General features: G+C 66.9%; 25 protein-coding genes. 6 read left to right on the top strand and 19 right to left on the bottom strand.

What is annotated here, in order from left to right; genetic code table 11:
* The 18 genes from ACN0Q0_RS16200 to ACN0Q0_RS16285 all read right to left on the bottom strand — a co-directional run.
* Positions 1 to 303, bottom strand: a 303-nt coding sequence (locus ACN0Q0_RS16200) for a hypothetical protein (protein WP_417244335.1), incomplete at its 3' end; no start/stop codon positions are given.
* A 10-nt stretch (positions 304 to 313) separates the two neighbouring features.
* Complete coding sequence (locus tag ACN0Q0_RS16205) at positions 314 to 781, bottom strand: hypothetical protein (protein WP_417244336.1); 468 nt, start codon at positions 779 to 781, stop codon at positions 314 to 316.
* Between the two features lie 63 nt (positions 782 to 844).
* Entirely contained in the window at positions 845 to 1,735 is an 891-nt protein-coding gene (locus tag ACN0Q0_RS16210; RefSeq protein WP_417244337.1) for a phage capsid protein, read from the bottom strand.
* A gap of 285 nt (positions 1,736 to 2,020) precedes the next feature.
* Positions 2,021 to 2,290 (bottom strand): hypothetical protein, encoded by a 270-nt coding sequence (locus ACN0Q0_RS16215; RefSeq protein ID WP_417244338.1) that lies wholly within the window; start codon positions 2,288 to 2,290, stop codon positions 2,021 to 2,023.
* Positions 2,291 to 2,380: 90 nt separating this feature from the next.
* On the bottom strand, positions 2,381 to 3,370 hold the full coding sequence (locus ACN0Q0_RS16220; protein WP_417244339.1) for a hypothetical protein: 990 nt from the start codon (positions 3,368 to 3,370) through the stop codon (positions 2,381 to 2,383).
* Positions 3,370 to 3,663, bottom strand: a complete 294-nt coding sequence (locus ACN0Q0_RS16225; protein ID WP_417244340.1) for a hypothetical protein — start codon at positions 3,661 to 3,663, stop codon at positions 3,370 to 3,372. The genes ACN0Q0_RS16220 and ACN0Q0_RS16225 overlap by 1 nt, the downstream gene beginning before the upstream one ends.
* Complete coding sequence (locus ACN0Q0_RS16230; protein WP_417244341.1) at positions 3,660 to 3,833, bottom strand: hypothetical protein; 174 nt, start codon at positions 3,831 to 3,833, stop codon at positions 3,660 to 3,662. Before ACN0Q0_RS16230 ends, ACN0Q0_RS16225 begins: the two co-directional genes overlap by 4 nt.
* On the bottom strand, positions 3,833 to 4,063 hold the full coding sequence (locus ACN0Q0_RS16235) for a hypothetical protein (RefSeq protein ID WP_417244342.1): 231 nt from the start codon (positions 4,061 to 4,063) through the stop codon (positions 3,833 to 3,835). The genes ACN0Q0_RS16230 and ACN0Q0_RS16235 overlap by 1 nt, the downstream gene beginning before the upstream one ends.
* The gene (locus ACN0Q0_RS16240; RefSeq protein WP_417244343.1) at positions 4,060 to 4,383 is read right to left on the bottom strand and encodes a Gp49 family protein; all 324 of its coding nucleotides are present in this window, start codon (positions 4,381 to 4,383) and stop codon (positions 4,060 to 4,062) included. The genes ACN0Q0_RS16235 and ACN0Q0_RS16240 overlap by 4 nt, the downstream gene beginning before the upstream one ends.
* An 18-nt stretch (positions 4,384 to 4,401) precedes the next feature.
* Entirely contained in the window at positions 4,402 to 6,021 is a 1,620-nt protein-coding gene (locus ACN0Q0_RS16245; protein WP_417244344.1) for a portal protein, read from the bottom strand.
* On the bottom strand, positions 6,021 to 6,236 hold the full coding sequence (locus tag ACN0Q0_RS16250; RefSeq protein WP_417244345.1) for a hypothetical protein: 216 nt from the start codon (positions 6,234 to 6,236) through the stop codon (positions 6,021 to 6,023). The genes ACN0Q0_RS16245 and ACN0Q0_RS16250 overlap by 1 nt, the downstream gene beginning before the upstream one ends.
* A gap of 2 nt (positions 6,237 to 6,238) precedes the next feature.
* The gene (locus ACN0Q0_RS16255; protein WP_417244346.1) at positions 6,239 to 6,763 is read right to left on the bottom strand and encodes a hypothetical protein; all 525 of its coding nucleotides are present in this window, start codon (positions 6,761 to 6,763) and stop codon (positions 6,239 to 6,241) included.
* Positions 6,760 to 6,939: a hypothetical protein gene (locus ACN0Q0_RS16260; protein WP_417244347.1), complete on the bottom strand. Its 180-nt coding sequence runs from the start codon at positions 6,937 to 6,939 to the stop codon at positions 6,760 to 6,762. Before ACN0Q0_RS16260 ends, ACN0Q0_RS16255 begins: the two co-directional genes overlap by 4 nt.
* On the bottom strand, positions 6,936 to 8,531 hold the full coding sequence (locus ACN0Q0_RS16265) for a hypothetical protein (protein WP_417244348.1): 1,596 nt from the start codon (positions 8,529 to 8,531) through the stop codon (positions 6,936 to 6,938). Before ACN0Q0_RS16265 ends, ACN0Q0_RS16260 begins: the two co-directional genes overlap by 4 nt.
* Complete coding sequence (locus ACN0Q0_RS16270; RefSeq protein ID WP_417244349.1) at positions 8,524 to 8,832, bottom strand: hypothetical protein; 309 nt, start codon at positions 8,830 to 8,832, stop codon at positions 8,524 to 8,526. The genes ACN0Q0_RS16265 and ACN0Q0_RS16270 overlap by 8 nt, the downstream gene beginning before the upstream one ends.
* On the bottom strand, positions 8,829 to 9,020 hold the full coding sequence (locus tag ACN0Q0_RS16275) for a hypothetical protein (RefSeq protein WP_417244350.1): 192 nt from the start codon (positions 9,018 to 9,020) through the stop codon (positions 8,829 to 8,831). Before ACN0Q0_RS16275 ends, ACN0Q0_RS16270 begins: the two co-directional genes overlap by 4 nt.
* On the bottom strand, positions 9,017 to 9,172 hold the full coding sequence (locus tag ACN0Q0_RS16280; protein WP_417244351.1) for a hypothetical protein: 156 nt from the start codon (positions 9,170 to 9,172) through the stop codon (positions 9,017 to 9,019). The genes ACN0Q0_RS16275 and ACN0Q0_RS16280 overlap by 4 nt, the downstream gene beginning before the upstream one ends.
* A gap of 306 nt (positions 9,173 to 9,478) precedes the next feature.
* A complete protein-coding gene (locus ACN0Q0_RS16285; protein WP_417244352.1) occupies positions 9,479 to 10,078 on the bottom strand; it encodes a hypothetical protein in 600 nt (199 codons plus the stop codon).
* 622 nt (positions 10,079 to 10,700) lie between these two features.
* Here ACN0Q0_RS16285 and ACN0Q0_RS16290 point away from each other — a divergent pair.
* The 6 genes from ACN0Q0_RS16290 to ACN0Q0_RS16315 all read left to right on the top strand — a co-directional run bounded on the left by ACN0Q0_RS16290 (position 10,701) and on the right by ACN0Q0_RS16315 (position 13,596).
* Complete coding sequence (locus ACN0Q0_RS16290; RefSeq protein WP_417244353.1) at positions 10,701 to 11,051, top strand: hypothetical protein; 351 nt, start codon at positions 10,701 to 10,703, stop codon at positions 11,049 to 11,051.
* A gap of 99 nt (positions 11,052 to 11,150) precedes the next feature.
* Positions 11,151 to 11,822 (top strand): LPD29 domain-containing protein, encoded by a 672-nt coding sequence (locus ACN0Q0_RS16295; RefSeq protein ID WP_417244354.1) that lies wholly within the window; start codon positions 11,151 to 11,153, stop codon positions 11,820 to 11,822.
* A gap of 116 nt (positions 11,823 to 11,938) precedes the next feature.
* Positions 11,939 to 12,595, top strand: a complete 657-nt coding sequence (locus ACN0Q0_RS16300) for a hypothetical protein (protein WP_417244355.1) — start codon at positions 11,939 to 11,941, stop codon at positions 12,593 to 12,595.
* Positions 12,592 to 12,942 carry a hypothetical protein gene (locus tag ACN0Q0_RS16305; RefSeq protein WP_417244356.1) on the top strand — a complete coding sequence of 117 codons (351 nt, stop codon included), beginning with the start codon at positions 12,592 to 12,594 and terminating at the stop codon, positions 12,940 to 12,942. The genes ACN0Q0_RS16300 and ACN0Q0_RS16305 overlap by 4 nt, the downstream gene beginning before the upstream one ends.
* A 97-nt stretch (positions 12,943 to 13,039) precedes the next feature.
* Positions 13,040 to 13,183: a hypothetical protein gene (locus ACN0Q0_RS16310; RefSeq protein ID WP_417244357.1), complete on the top strand. Its 144-nt coding sequence runs from the start codon at positions 13,040 to 13,042 to the stop codon at positions 13,181 to 13,183.
* 161 nt (positions 13,184 to 13,344) lie between these two features.
* Positions 13,345 to 13,596 carry a hypothetical protein gene (locus tag ACN0Q0_RS16315; RefSeq protein WP_417244358.1) on the top strand — a complete coding sequence of 84 codons (252 nt, stop codon included), beginning with the start codon at positions 13,345 to 13,347 and terminating at the stop codon, positions 13,594 to 13,596.
* On the opposite strand, the gene ACN0Q0_RS16320 is transcribed toward ACN0Q0_RS16315, so the two are convergent.
* Positions 13,544 to 13,829: hypothetical protein (locus ACN0Q0_RS16320; protein ID WP_417244359.1), on the bottom strand; the 286-nt coding region annotated here is incomplete at its 5' end. The two genes, ACN0Q0_RS16315 and ACN0Q0_RS16320, sit on opposite strands and share 53 nt — an antisense overlap.

The following is a 13,829-nucleotide window of genomic DNA, read 5'->3' on the forward strand; positions in this document are numbered from 1 at the left end:
CTTCACGCCAGGGGTCTCGAGCCGCCACACCCGCAGGCATTTTCCGAGATCACCGCCGGAGGGCAGGCCGCAGACGTGGGTGAGCCCGAAGCGCGGGGCCTCGAGCTCTTTGCCAGCAAGGCTGGCGTAGCGCATGGCGAAGTTCCACGGGTAGCTGCGCAGGAGCTTGTCCCGCATCGCGGGATATCGCCCCTTGAGCACCACCGCCTCGACGCGGCCGGCATCCTCGAAAGTCGTGATCGGGTCACGCCCCAGATGCACCAGCGCCGCCGACGCGATCCCCACCTCAGATTGCACCGCCATGCGCTTTGCCTCAGTCTTCGATGTAGACGAGATCGACCATCGCCGTGCCACCCGCGGTGCCCGGGGCGGTCAGGGTCAGGATCACCGAGAGCTCCTTGCTCGGATCGGCCGTGAAGCCGGCGATCTCCCAGAGCGGCTTGCCGGCATCGGCGACGGCGATGGCCGAGGCGCCTTCCTTGGTGCCAGCCGAGACCAGCGTGCCGCCGGAGACCAGCGCGGCCGCGCCGTTTTCCGACTCGACGCCAAGATTGAAGGCGGCGCCGGTGCCGAGCGCGGTAGCGTGAACCTTGGAGAGTTTGGAGATCCGCGCGTGCGACGGGATGCGCGCCACCTCGTAGGTGGTGTCGGCGGCATCGCCGGCGTCGATGATGGCGGCGTGCAGCGAGGTGCGCAGAACGCCGTGGTTGATCCGCGACGGCGCGGGAATGTGCTTGGCCGCGTTAAGCGCGGGCAGCGTGGTGGCGGATTTGTCAGCCATGGGAAAACCTCAGGTCAGAAGGGAAAGAAGGCCGGCCCCGTGAGGCCGGCCAGGCGCCGGGGATTAGGCCGGCACGGCGGTTTCATCCGCGCGGATCATGTGCACGCGGCCCTCTTCGGTGCGGATCGCGCCGTAACGCGCCTCGCAGAAGAGCTGGGTGGTGTAGTTCTTGTCGGGCCGCTCCGAGATCTTGATCTTGGGATCGAGCCAGGGCTGCACGACGACGCCCGAGGGTACCCAGACAGGCATATCGACAATGTCGTTGACCACCGTGAGGCGGTTCGACACGAAGACGAAGAAGCCGAGGAACTGGGTCACGCGCCCGTCCTTCATCACGCCGCCGAGCTTCTCGAAATCGCGGTTGGCGACCTCCGCGAGGTTGCGCAGGTTGCGGTGCTGGCGCGGGGTGATGGCGATCCAGGGGCGCTCTTCCTCGAGATCGACCTCGTCTTTCTCGAACTGCTCGTAAGACTGGTCCATCAGGTCGCGGGTGATGCCGGTGGTGCCGTCGCCGAAGCGGCGGGCGGTGTCGAAGGGCAGCGTCTTGTCCTTGTCCTTGCCGCCGACCACGTCGCGGAAGAAGGACGGGACAATGATCTTGCCATCGAGCGCGCGGTTTTGCGCCGCGAGGATCGACTGCGTCAGCTCGTTGGACGGATCGGCCAGCATTTGCAGCTTGTCGGTGGTGCTCACCGGAACAGTCAGCCGGATCGGCGTCGGGAAGGCCCAACGCGGCATGAACTTCGGGTGCGTCCACTTGGTGTCACCATAGTCATCGCCGCCGACTTCCGCCTCGAATGGCAGCACGTGGTCCACCACCTGCGCACCCTCGCCCTTGACCGGCGAGGCCCAGCTCACCTTGTCGCGGAACTTGGAGGTTTTCTGTTGCAGCGCCAGCTCGTAGCCGACTTTGAAGTCGTCGGCGTAGCCTTCGTATTTGCTGTTGTCGGACATTGGATATCTCCCCTGATTGCCCGGACCAAAAGTTGAGTTGATCGACAGGGGCGGCCGACGCGGGAGCATCAGACCCTATCTTCGCGATCTGGCTCGCGCCGCCGCGGGTCTTTGCTCGCCGTCAACCGGGCCGGAGAACCTCGAGAGAGGAACCGGGCGGCCGGTGCCTCGCAGTTTCACTCCAATTTGTAGTAAAATACAACTGAAAACAACAAGGGGCGCAGAATGCAAAACGCCCCGGCGGGGAGGCCGGGGCGGGTAGTGCTCTTCAATGCTGTGGCTAGGTCAGATCAGGTGCCTGGCCACCTCTTCCAGGAAGGTGATCCTGAGGCGCTGATCGGTGATCGACAGCGCCACGCTTGCCAGGAGCTCTGGGTAGTCCTCCCGGCGGATGTAAGCGACGGTTTCACCCGCGAGATATTGCGCGCGCGGAAGGATCGAGGCGGCCGGAATGTCGTTCGACGCCAGGGCCGCGCCGCAAATGTCCTCGGCGGTTTTCAGCTCACTGCCGGCCTCGACATAGAACCCAAATTTGACCTTGCTATTTGCCGTCATAATTCCCCCGATGTATGCGCTTCCCGGGTTACTACAGTAACCATTGGTCCGCAATCGTTAACTGATACGATTTGGCGTCACGGTCTCCGTTCAGCGCTGCGCCTGGCTGCCCCGACCGGCCGCTGCCATCAGCTCGCGATACCGCGCCATGGCGCTGTCGTGCTCGGGATGGGTCCTATCCGTCAGTGCCTTGGCATTCTTCGCCTTGAACTCATCAAAAGCCTGCGTCGCCTGCTCACGGGTCTGCATACCGCCGCCCTTGCCGCCCCCCTTGAGGCTGTCGTTGCCGCGGAACTGTGCCACTTCATGCAGCAACTTGGCGAGCTGGACGGAGCCCATGACACCAGCGGTGCGCAGGGTCTCGATCTGCGCCTCGCCAAGCCCGCTTTCCTTGGCCACCTCGAGCGCAGCGGCAAGGTTCTGCTCATAGCCCTCTCCCCACTCGCGCTTGAGATCGCTCTGCATCCGCTGCTCGTCGGCCTGGGCTTCCGTAACGTAGGCTTGCACGTCCCCCGAGGTCTCCGCGGCGTAGAGATCGAGCATCCCCTGCACCTGCGCCGGGGTCATGTTGAGCTTGTGCGCGGTCTCGAGGAACTTGCCCTGCCGGTCGTCATCGAACTTGACGAAAGGCGCGATGCTTTCATCGAACTCGGGCTTGGTGACCTCGTAGCCGCTGGCCTCCTCGGGAATGCCGAGGCGCTTGGCAAGGCCGGTTTCCTTGAGCCAGTCGCCGTGCTTCTCGGCATCCTCGGGCGGGCCCGCGACGTGATCGCCGCGGATCATTTTCTCGGCCGAGCGCAGCGACTTGAAAAGATCGCGCGGGCTCTTGAAGCTCTTGGCCTCGAGGTATTGCTGTTCGTCGGCCGCCAGCTCGTCGCCGAACCAGGCGAAGGGCTTGGGATCACCTTCTCCGCCCGGGGGCGGCGTGCCGTCACCAGCCGGCGGCGGGGTGCCATCATTTCCCGGCGGCGGGGGGCCGTCGCCCCCAGCGCCAGTGCCGACGCCGGAACCGCCCTCATCCTCGGGGGCGAAGGCAATGCGCGCCATCAGGCGCGCCAGAAGGGATTGCGTGCCGTGCATCACGGTTTCTCCTCGGTGTCTGTGTAGTTGGTGAGGTCAAGGCCGCTGCCGGCGCAGGCCACCATGAAAAGCCCGGCCTGGCGCTTGCCCTCGTTAATGTAGACGGCTCTGTCACCGCCCTTGCCGCCCGCCGGCGTGGTGGTGGTGGCAAGGTGCCAGGCGCGCGCAATGAAGGCGCGAGTGGGCTTGTGCTCCATCGGGATCGCCAGCGTGCGGCGCACCTCCTCGGCGGTGGCGTCGTCGCAGTTCAGCATCGACTTGATCAGCCCCTTGGGCCCGAAATCCGCGCTCATGACGGCATCACCGGCGGCGCGACCCGGCCCGACAGCAGGGCGGTCGAGGACAGCAGGTCACGGCGCAGGCTCGGGGCCGGGGTGCCGGCGACCTCGAGGATCACCTCGTTGAACCGGGCGGCCTGGCGGCGATGGTAGGCGCGAAAGGCGGCGTAGGTGTGCGGGTCCATCAGACGATCTCCACTTTCGGGGCGGCGTCTTCGGTAGTCGGAAAGGGCAGCATGTGCGGTTCGCCGTCGCGCACCGCCATGACCTCGACGAGGAAGTCGAGCATCTCCTTGCGCGAGCCGGCGAAGAGCATGACCGGCTGTATCGCGCGGTCATCGGCGTGCCCCTCGAGCAGCCAACCACCCTCGCGGGCGCGGGTCAGCGACAGAAGCTTGATCTTTTCGCGGCTCATGCGGCGCCCCCCTTACCGTTTTGGTGCAGTTGGTCGCGCAGCAGGTAGCCTTCAAGCGCCCAGATTTTCTCGCGGGCGTTCTTGCGCGCGATCTGCTGCCCGATCTCAGCGTCGAAGTTCTCGAGGCTGGCCGATGCGCTTTCTCCGGTGACGTGGAAGCCATTGCGCAAGGTCAGCACGCAGACCGTCAGGCTGGTGCCCGGCGGGTTCCAGTACTGCTCACTGGCAATGCTGTTGTCGATCAACTCGGGTGTGAGACGCGGCGCCCGCTTTCCGCGGGCCGTGAGTGTCGCCTCAATTTCCTGTTCGGATGGGCACATAACTTGAACTCCTTGCGGTTACTGCTGGCCCTGGCCGGCGGCTTGCTCCGCGCGTGCCAGGCTCTCGACGGCGCGCGATCCGCGTTCGGCCGTGTCGAGCATCTGAGCCCCCTCTTGCTGCTGCTGTTCGGCTTGCAGAAGGGCGGCAATCTCGTCCTCGGTGTTGAGGATATCGTCGGGCGCGGCGAGGCCGTCATGCACGCGCTTGGCGGCGCGCTTGCCGTTGATCACGTGGCGGGCGCTGGGATCGACCTGGGCGATCTCGGCCACGCCGCGCACGGTTTGCAGCGTGGCTTGCGCGGCCTGCGCCTTGTGCGCCTTGGCGAGCGGCGAGACGAAGCGCACCTTGAGCGCGGCGCCGGCGGCCATCTCCGGCGCCGGCGGGATGCGCCCGGCGCGCAGGAGCTCGCGATAGCGTCCCTCGATGAAGGGGGCGAAAAACTCGTTGATGATGCGCGACAGGCTCGGCCCCATCGACTGATCGCGGCGCTCGTCGTTCTTGAGGATCTCGACCACCGAAGGCGTCGGGCTGCCAATCAGCGACAGCATCGCGTGGTAGAACGCATCCTTGATTGCCTGCCGGCGCTGGTCGGCCATCTCGAGGGTGATGCCGAGATTGCCGCCGGTGTCGATCGGGCGCAGCAGCTGGTTGCCGCGCTCGTCCAGGGCGCCGAAGTTGAGCGCGTTGGGATCGAGAGAGACGATGCCCGCGAGCTCGTCGCTGGCCGCCATCGGCGGCTCGGCCACGCGCTGCGCCTGGCGCAGCGAGGTGCGGCTCATCTCGTTGACCACTTGCGTGTCGGTCAGCGCCAGGATGCCCCGGCCGAGCCCGTAGGTCTCCCCCGATCCGACGCCCCAGCGGGCGACGTAATAGGGCATGTCGCGATAGCCGCCCCACGAGAGCGGCGCCGAGCCATCCGCCAGCACATAAAGCGAGACGAACCGGTGCATGGAGCTGACGCGGTTGCTGCCGTTGTTCGGATAGACCGTGTGCAGCAGCTGGTGCTTTTCGTTTGGTTGCTGGTCGAGCTGCTTGCGCAGCCGCTCGGGCAGCGCCTCCTCGCCGAAGAGCTCGGCGAGGTTCCACAGCGGCTCGGCATACCAGCGATCGAAGTGGGTGACCTCGCCGAGCGGGCCCACGTCGAAGACCGCCTCGCGCCAGGGGATCGCCTTGGAGTGAAACTGGTTCGAGCCCGGCGCGCGGCTCGAGTAGAAGACGCCATCGCCGAGGCCGATCGCGTCGAGGATGGTCTCGGGCGCGTCGTTGTAGAAATTGTCGCGCGCGGGATCGAGCGAGCGGAAGACGATGCGGCTCACCTCGTTGATCCAGGCGCGCGCGTCGGCGTCATCCTTGCGCCATTCTTCCTCGAACTCGAGCGGTGCCCAAATGTTGTCCGTGGCGGTCAGCATCGAGTAGATCGAGGCGCCGGCCTGGTCGAGCGCGAGCACGGCGGTGCCGTCATAGCGCTGAACGCCGCGCGGCTTGCCCTCGGCCTCGTGCTGCCAGTCGTCGCGCAGCGGCCGCATCAGCTCGGAGATCGCCTGCCGCCGCGCGACCACCGGCTCGCGCAGCGTCTTGCGGTACTGCGCGCGGGCGACGGCCTTTTTCACGTCATCGGGGATGATCTCGTTTTGCATCACGCACCCCCAACGGTGGTGCGATAGGCCGCCGCGAGACCGCCGGCGCGCTGGCCGAGCGGGTTGGTGAGGATGGTGTCGGCGGTGTCGCGCCGCGCCATCTGGCGCCGGGCCTCGTTGTCACCGGCCTGGCGCACCACGTCCGCATCGACGGTCGGCGCCGGGGTCGGCTCCACCACCTTGATTTTCGGCTCCGGCGCTTTCAGGAAACCCATGGTCAGAACCTCCAGATCATGTGGGTGTAGTTGAGCTGTTCGGGGCCGAGCGGCCCGTAGTCGAAGGCCGCCTCGCCGCCCATGCGCTTGAGGCGCTTCATCGGCGCGGCGTAGTCGGTGAGCACCGGAACCTGCGCCAGGCGCAGCCCGTAGGTGTTGCGGAACGAATGCTTGCGCTGGTGCAAGCGGCGATAGCAGGCGGCCATCGCCCGCGGCATCCCGGCCCGGCCGAAAAACCCGAGCGAGGCGACCTGCGGCATCTGGTGGCGGTAGGCCAGCGCCACCGCCGCCGGCTTATCGCCCTCGAGGGCAACGAAGCCCTCGATGTAGAGCCCCGCAACCATGATCTTGCCGATGTGGCCCAAGAGCTCGGAGGGATGCGCGAGCTCGGGGTGCAGACCCATGATCTCGCGCGCGTCGAGCGGCGCCAGGTCGCAGAGCACCGTGCCCACGTAGGAGCGGATTTTCGGCGTCCAGGGCGCGAGGTTCTGGAAGGTCAGGGCAGGCCGGGTCATCGGTCGGGTCATCGACGGGCTCCTAGCTGTTTCAGCCGGTGCAACCCGGCGTCGATCGCATCCGCATCGCCGTTGCGCCGCGCCTCGGCGAGCCAGCCCTGCACCTCGGCCTCGCTCTCCATGGTCTCGGCCTTGTCGCGCAGGGTGATGACCTCGCCGCGAGCCCGGCGTTCCATGAGCGGGTTCATGTCCGCCCCCGGTAGGCGGCGAGGGGATCGCCCGGGCGCGCCTGGTGCGCCGCCCTGCCCTGCATCGCGGCCTTGCGCTTGCGCGCCTCGAGGCGCTCGGCCTTGCCGGTCACGAGGTCCTGCTCACCGGCGTTTGCGGCCAGGTACTCGATCGCGTTGCAGACGTGGGACGCGAAGTTTTTGCTGGGCTTTTCCTTGTATTCCTCGCCCATCGAGGTCACGACCTTGACCTTTTCGTACTTGTAGTCGCGCGCCATGCCCTTGATCAGCTCGGGGCAGCCGGTGCGATCGACGCGGAAGGCCGGGCGCGTGCCAACCCGGCGGCGCAGCACGTTCTCGACCGAGCCGGTGCGGATGACGATGTTGTTGCCGCAGCGCGAGGGCTCCACCTCGAGCTTGGTTTCCTGCGCCACGATCTTCGCCCAGCTGTCGAGCTCCTGCGCTTCGCCCTCTTTCGAGGCTTCCCCGGCATTGGCGGCGGTCGGGTCGACAAAAAGCGTGGTCGGCTTCTGGCAGCCGGCAAAGCGCGGGCTGTCGAGGGCGACCATCAGCGCCCGGGCGAAGGCCTGCGGGCCGGCGCGGCGGCTGGTGATCTCTTTCAGCACCTGCATCTCGCCGAGCTCGTTGCGCTGGCCGATCACCGCGGCCGGGGTGAGCCCGGCGTCGGCGGCAATCAGCAGCGGCACGCCGCGCCAGGGCGCTAGCTCCACGTCCGAGACGTGCTCGCGATCGGAGAAATCCTCGTAGACCGGTTTGCCGTCGCGCATGAAACCGATCTCGTTGTCGATCATGCGCCTGATCCAATCGGGATCGTCGGCGTTGGCGGAAATCTGGTCGGCGTAGTAGCGCGGTGGCAGGTTGTGCAGGTTCTCGGCGGCGGCATCGCGCCCGCCCGGCTGGCGGAAGAATTCGACCATGGGCCGGCCGTCTTCATCCACAGCCGCGCTGCGGTTGTAGATGAAATATTCGCTGGTCCAGTTGTAGGGATCGCCGGCGTTCCAGTCGCAGAACAGCTGACGGTTGGGCGCCCCGCCCTTCTCACCGCTCGGGTAGCGGCCGAGACGGCCAAAGAGCGCCTTGCGCATCTCCACCGTGGCGGTGGTGGCCTCGGGCAGCCAGCCATCGGTCAAATGCAGGCCCTTGGCCGCTTCGCCCGGGGTCTGATCGCCCACCGCGCGGAACCACACCTCGGCGTGCACGATCTTTTTCACCTGCTCGCCATTCGGCAAGGTGGTGAGCGCCTGGAAGGTGAACTTGTGCTCGGCCGGGTTATCGACGCCGCCGTGCCAAGAGATGTTGAACGCCTTGTTCTGTTTGGGCACCCACTCGAGCCAGTCGGGAATGACCTTGGCCCAAAGCTCGCGGTAGGTGCGCATCCACACCACGCAGCGGTAGTAGGCGTGCCCATTCTGTGCGGCCGGCTGGCTCGCGGCTTTCATCAGGATTTTGTTGATCGTGGCGGTGGTCTTGCCGCCGCCCTGCGGCCCCATGATGCCGACGATCCGCCCGCGCGAATGCATGAAGGCAGAGGCCACCGGCCCCGGCTTGGTAAAGCGGCGGGTGATCGAGGCATCGGCCAGGCGGTCAAGCATGGGGCCATCCCCCGGCCGGCGGCGTGGGCGGCAGGGCGCGCAGGAAAGCGTTGACCTCCGAGGCCGGCAGCTCGCAGAAGCGCGACCGCGGCTTGTGCCAGCGCGCCGCCGGCTGGGCATTCCAATAGGCGGATTTGGCGGCCTCGACTGCTGCGATCAGCGGCGCCTTGAGGCGGCCTTTCAGGACCAGCTCGGGCGGCCGAAACTCTTCCGGCAGCCCCATCACCAGGCGGCGCAAGTCGGCCAGCGTCATCAGCTTGAGCGAAAGGCTCGCAACCATCGCATAGATCGGCGCACTCATGGCTTCACCGCCTTGAGCAGCGCCAGGGCGCAGAGGCCGAGCGTGCCGCAGACCGCGCCGGTGACGGTGAGCGCGGCGCGGCGATCATCGCCGGCGCGCGGCCGGGAGAGATAGGCGCGGGTGACGTAGCCGGCGAGCATCGCGCCCAGCACCAGCCAGAGCGCCGCGAGGAGCTTGAGCACGATCATGCCAGAGCCTCGAGCAGCAGCCGCAGGCCCCAGAGCGCGGCCCCGCCACCGAAAACCACGGCAGCCCACCAACCGCCGCGCGCGGCGCGGTAGTCGGACCAGCACAGCACCGAGACCGCCGCACAACAGAGGACGCCAATCACCTCAAGCATGGTCACACCCCCGACCCCGATACAGCCCATCCCCCAACCCCACGATCGGCCTCACTCCTTCGAAAATCCCAACTCCTGTCTCACCGAGGGGAGACTGCATGTCGCGCGCGGGGGTGGGGGGGTGCGCGCGCGCGCGGAGCCCCCGGGGGGCCTCGCAGGTCAGGCAGGCAAGCTCGAGCGCGGCCAGCGCCGGGAGGGCAGCGCCGACCGCGCGAGCGGGCGCGCATCCCCGACGCGCCCGCGTGTCGGCGGGTGAGGCACCCGCCGACACGATGCCGATTTGTTCAATGATTGCAGGGCTTTGGATCATTCGTTCCAACCCTCGTTTTCCAACCCTTCGCGCTCTTCCGCGCTAAGTGATTGATATTCCACGGTTTCGGTAACCGGCAGGATCTCGAAGGTTTCGCCGGTTTCCGACCCGCTCCCGGCGTTGATGATGACCTGCATCATCGCCACGCCGCCGCCGTCGATCGCCGTGGGCTGCTTCTGGTGCAGGTAGGGCGCGAGCGCCTGCTGCGCCTGCATGATCAGCCGCAGCGCCTCGACCAGGGAGCACCCCTCGGGCTTGTCCTTGGCCGGTGCGCCGCCGAGCTCGCGTTGCAGATCGAGCGGCGAGGCCTGGGCGATCTCGGCGAGGCCGAGCAGCGGCGAGCGGTAGCGGCTGAGCAGGAAGCGCGACCACTCCTCGGTGGAGCGGTTGCGGCTGCCAGGCGGACGGCCGCGCCCGCGCGGCGCCGCCTCGAGCGCCAGCTCGCCGACGCCCTCGGGCTCGGCCACCTCGGCGCCGAACAGCGAGCCTTGCACCGGCGCCGGATCGTCGGCCCAGCCGGGCGCCGAGCGCGCAGCGAGCTCGGCCCCGGTGACGAGGCCGGCGGGATCGCGCGGAGGTGCAGAGCGGTCAGACAATATCAGCCCATTATTTAAATCGCTGTCGGCGCCGAGGAGCGAAGCACCCCGACATGCTGGCGACGTTACGCCACGAGGTCACCCCGCATCAACTCCAATCTGTAGTAAAGCGGGGTGAGATCAGCCAAGTCCTTGACCTGCAATCACATTCCGGCCCGGTGTAACGCTTGGATCGGCGCGTTACATCGCGGTTACAAGGTTAAGTTACTGATTTTGCGAAGTAATAAATACATCTGTAACGATGTGACGTTGTAACGAGGGTTTATCGCGTGCGCCTGTGTGTAGGGACGCACGCGGGCGCGCGAGGCGTTACACCGTCACACCGTTACAAACCTTCGATTTCTGATTGAGTTTCAGGCTTTTAGCCTTGTAACCGCGATGTAACGCCCCGCGCCCCGTGGTTACATCGAGGCCCCCGCGCCCGCGGCTATGTCGCCGACCTCCATATCATCCCGAGGGGGTGCGGGGAAGTCCGAAGGTGCTGCGGCAAGATGGGGCGCGGGGTAAAAAAGTGAGGTGCGGAGTAATTTACCCCTTGTCACGGTAACCAATGGTTACTATCCATTCTGCCACCGGCAGCGCGAACCGCCGGACCAGGACACCCCGCACCGGAGCTTGCCCCATGCAGATTACCCGCCGCATCACCCCGACCGAATTCTCGGCCACCTACCGCTTCGCAAACGGCATGGTGCTGAACACCTCGCGCGCCTTGAGCTCGAAGCGCCGCGCCATCCTCAAGGCCGATGCCGCCTCGAGCATCCGCGCAACGATCGAGCGCACCGAGGCGGCGCAGCTGCTGCGCCAGATGCGCGGCGTCGAGCGGGCCCGCCGCAGCTCGGCCGCCGAGGCGCAGCGCGTGGCGCAGCAGCTCGAGGATCGCAACGCCGGCCACCCCTCCCCCTCGTGGTCGGATCAAGTTGAGGCGCGCCGGCTGCGCCGGCACGCCGCTGATTTGTTGAGGGGCCTGATCTGATGCACCGCTCGAGCCGTCCCGCGTGGACGGCTCCCCCGTGCACCAGCACGACCGGCACCGCGAACCGCCGGCCCGCATGTCAGCAAGGAGATTGACGAGATGACCAAGCGCCACCCGATCTACACCGCCGCCGCCCGCGACTGGACCAAGCGCCCGAGCCAGTCGGTTTACATCAGCACCACCGACACCGCGAAGCTGATCCGCGCCACGCTCAAGGACAAGTTTCCTCGCACCAAGTTCTCGGTGAAGTCGAGCAAGTACGCCGGCGGCGCCTCGATCTCGGTGAGCTGGGAGGACGGCCCGACCGCCGCGCTTGTCGAAGCCCATGTCGAGGCCTTTGCCGGCTCCGGCTTCGACGGCATGTGCGATATGAAATACGCCGTCGGCGCCTGGCTCAGCCCCGAGGGGCGCGCCACCTTCCGCCAGACCGCAGGCACGCAGGGCAATGGCGTGGTGGAAGCCGCGAGCGCCGAGACCGAGACCGATGGCGCCATCCCCGTGCGCTTCTCGGCCGACTCCGTGCATTGCTCCCGCGCTACCTCGCTCGAGCACATGCGCCGCAGCCTGCGCAGCTACGCCGCCAAATGGCCGGGCTGCCCGCTCTCCGATGCCATCCTCGAAGGCCGGGTCGGGGTGCAGGAAAGCCGCTGGGGCGGCTGGGAGTTCACCGGCAACCCCGGAATGATCCGCGATGCCGTGGGCGATGGAAGCCAGTACGGCGGCGATATCGCCCTGACCAGCCACGCCGGCCGCCGCATGACCGCAGCCTGATGCACCGGCAGCGTCGCCCCGCGCGGGGCGGCGTCCCCGTGCACCCGCGCGCCGGCACCGCGAACCGCCGGACTAGCAACCTAGCAAGCTATCATCCTAGCAGGAGACAGGACCACATGACCGCCCCGCTCAAAGTTCTCATCGGCTGCGCAACCTCCTGCGTGTCGCTGAACGCCTTCCTCGCCCGCGGACACGACGCCTGGCAATGCGATCTTCTGCCGGCCGACGAACCGACGAACCGGCATATCCAGGACGATATTCGCAACGTGCTCGGCATGGGCTGGGATCTGATGCTGGTCAGTAACCCGCCGTGCACCAGGCTGTGCAATTCCGGCGTGCGCTGGCTGTCGGGCCCGCCGGCCGGGCGCAGCGTCGAGGACATGTGGCGCGAGCTCGAGGAAGGCGTCGATCTCTTCAACGCCTGCCTCAACGCGCCGATCCCGCGCGTAGCCGTTGAAAATCCGGTGATGCACCGCCACGCCCGGGAGCGGGTGCGCAACTGGATCAAGCCGCAGATCGTGCAGCCGTGGTGGTTCGGCGATCGGGCGTTCAAGGCGACCGGTCTTTACCTGCGCGGCCTGCCCCCGCTCACTCCCACGCACAAGCTTACCCCGCCGCGCCCCGGCACCGAGGAGCACAAGCTCTGGTCCGCGATCCATCGCGCCCCGCCGGGCCCCGATCGTTGGAAAATCCGCAGCAAGACTTTCTCCGGTATGGCCGACGCCTGGGCCGAACAATGGGGCGGTCACGCCATCGAGGAGGCGCGCGCATGACCGATCCCGAGCACCCTGCGCCGGGCGATCGCCCCGCCGAGCTGCGCGCCGAGATCGCCGAGCTCGAGGCCGAGCTCGCCTGGATGCGCCCGGCCAACCGCATCATGCGAAAGCACCTGCGCCGCGCTCCAGAGCTGCGCGATCGCGGAGCCGATGCCGCCGCCTTCGCGCCCTACCTCGAGGAGCTGCGGACGCTGCGCCCCGAGCTTGAGGCGGTCCAGGCCGCCGAGCTGCTGCTGCCACTCACCCACGGCCGGCGCGGATATTCCGATGCGCTGATCAGCCAGACGGCGGGGAAAATTCGCCGCCTCGAGCGCGAGCTGCGGGCGATCGAGGAAAAAAGCTGATGCACCGGCAGAGCCGCCCCACGCGGGCGGCTTTCCCGTGCACCCGCACGACCGGCCTTGCGAACCGCCGGAAAATTCCCGCACCAGGAGAAAAAACATGATCACCGCAAACACAACCGCAGACCGTAACGAAAATTCCCGACTCATCCGCACGTTGCTTGGCGATCTGATCGGGGTTATGTCGCTTTTCGGTATCCTTTGGCTTGGCCTGTTTTCAGGCTATGTCCTAGGAGTTGGTTAACAATTTCGGGACCGGGGAAATAATCAGCACGTGCTGACTGGAATTTTGATGAGGTGCGAATATACCTCAGCAAAAATCGGGGCGGCACCTAAGATTTTGCGAACCGGCACCGCCCCTATCCCCGCAAGGAGATAGGGGCACAGTACAGGAGAGGGGAAAAAATGCCCACACCAGAAGCACGCGCCGAGCGTCGAAAAAGAGTTTCGGAAATGCTTGAGCGTGCGCTCGGCCCGCGCTGGCGGTTTCTCACCGCCGAAGCCCTGGGCCGCGATCCGGCGGCCATTCGCCGGGTATTTACCCCTCCGCAGGGCCGCGAAGATGCACCCTCGACCGAGCTCGAGGCGTTGGCGGAATTTCTGGTCAGCGTGCCCGAGGCCAGCTGGCCGGCGCGCTGGCAATTTGCGAAAAACTGATCTCCCGCCACGCCTCGAGCATGGCGGCCGCCCCGAGCAAAAGCGCCTCGCCATCCGCGAGGCGCTTTTCCTGTGTCAGCTCGATGCTATCTCCCTCGAGCGCCGCCGCGATCCAGAGCAGCGCATGGCGCGGCAGGTGAGGGGTGGGGGGAGAAAAAACCGGATCGGCGCCGAGGTAGACGACGAAGCCGCCGGAGGTGCGCCCCCAATGCACCGGCGGCGCCGGGGCGACC

It is taken from the genome of Celeribacter sp. (genome assembly GCF_048259695.1).
In the GTDB taxonomy this organism is placed as follows: domain Bacteria; phylum Pseudomonadota; class Alphaproteobacteria; order Rhodobacterales; family Rhodobacteraceae; genus Celeribacter.